Raw genomic sequence first — 1,621 nt, forward strand, 5'->3', positions numbered from 1 at the left:
GTGGTGGAACGGGGGGACACCCACGGCGGGGCGGTGGGCCGCCGCGTCCGGGACGGCTTCTCCTTCGACACCGGCCCCGGCCTGATGTACCTGCCCGCCGTCTGGCGGGATCTCTTCCTGAAGACCGGGAAACGCCCCCTGGAGGAGTGCGTCGAGCTGGTACGGCCCGCCGACCCGGTGGTGGAACACCGTCTGTCGGACGGTACCCGGGTTCGGCTGCCGGGCCTTTCCCGGAGCGGAACGATCCGGGCGGTGCGCGAGGCGTTCGGCGAGGGCACCGCAGAGCGGTGGACGGCCCTGCTGGGCCGGGCCCGGGAGGCGTGGGAGGTCTCCCGCCGCCCGATGATGGAGGAACCGTTGACCTCCGGCACCGACCCCGCCCCCTTCCGGCGGGATCCCTATCCGGCGGTGCCGCGCCGCCGGGGGCTGTTCCGCCGCCCCGCGCCGGCCGACGACCTGCTGACGACGGCGATCCGGGAACTGGGCGACCCGCGCGCCGTGGCTCTGGTGACCGCCGGTCTGTGGGACTGGGGGGTGAATCCGGTCGGGGCCCCCGCCGGCGCGCTGGTGCTTCCCTACCTCGAGCAGACCTTCGGCACCTGGTATCCGCTCGGCGGGATGCGGGCGCTCGCCGACGCCCTGCACGCGCGCTGCGTCGAACGCCGGGTGGAATTCCGGTTCGGTGTCGGGGTGGTCGCCGTCACCGAGGACGGGGGACGGGCCTCCGGCGTGGAACTGGCGAACGGCACGGTGCTGCCGGCCGAGCACGTGGTGGTGGGGGCCTGGTCGCCACCGCTGTCCCCGGCGAACCGGGACACCGTCACGGAGGGCTTCGGTGGCCCCCTGTGGGAGCCGCCGGGGAACGCGGTCCGGGCGTGGAGTCGGGCGACGCTGCTGCTGGCCCTGCGCGGCCCGCGCCCGGCCGACACCCCCCACCGCACGGTGGTGCACGGGGCCACGCCGGCCGAGCCGCCGGTGACGGTGCTGCAACCGGACGATCCCGCGCTGTGGCCGGCCGGGGAGCACGCGACCGCCGTGGTCACCGTTCCGGTACCGGTCGGTTCCGGCGGCGGGCTCCCGGTCGGGACCGCGGAGCGGCTGGAGGCGGCCGCCGACGCGGTGGTGCCGGACCGGACGGGCCGGGAGCTGTGGCGGGAACTGCGCACTCCGGCGGAGATCGAACGGGAGACGGGCGCCCCGGGAGGCGCGATCCCCGGGCCCGCGCTGGGCGGTGGCGTCACCGGACGTGCGGCGGCCCCCAATCCGGGACCGCTGCCGGGCACCCACCGGGCGGGCGCCCTGGCCCACCCGGGCGGGGGACTCCCGCACGCCGGAATGACGGGGGCCCTGGCGGCGGGGTTGATCGTGGAGGGACCCGACTGGCGCGGCTCGTACTGAGCCCCGCGCCGGAGCGGGGTCGGCGGGACCGGGAGCCGGGCTCTCGGGACCGGGCGGCGGGCCGCGCGTCGTGGGCGGGCGCGGCCCGCCGGAGCCGCGCCCGAACGGTCACCAGCCCCGCTGCTCCCCGGGCCGGGTCCCGGCCGGGTCCGGGGTGCCCTGCGGCATCCCGGCATCGCGCTGCTGCGGCATCCACACCCCGCCGGGCGGGGTGTCGGGGTAC

The 1,621-nt window shown here is 77.9% G+C and carries 1 protein-coding gene; it reads left to right on the forward strand.

Annotated elements, in window-relative coordinates; genetic code table 11:
* A partial coding sequence (locus FNQ90_RS22485) for a phytoene desaturase family protein (protein ID WP_182608019.1) occupies window positions 1–1,398 on the forward strand: 1,398 nt, incomplete at its 5' end.
* Between the last annotated feature and the right edge of the window lie 223 nt (window positions 1,399–1,621).

Source organism: Streptomyces alkaliphilus, assembly GCF_014141535.1.
Taxonomy (GTDB): Bacteria; Actinomycetota; Actinomycetes; order Streptomycetales; family Streptomycetaceae; genus Streptomyces; species Streptomyces alkaliphilus.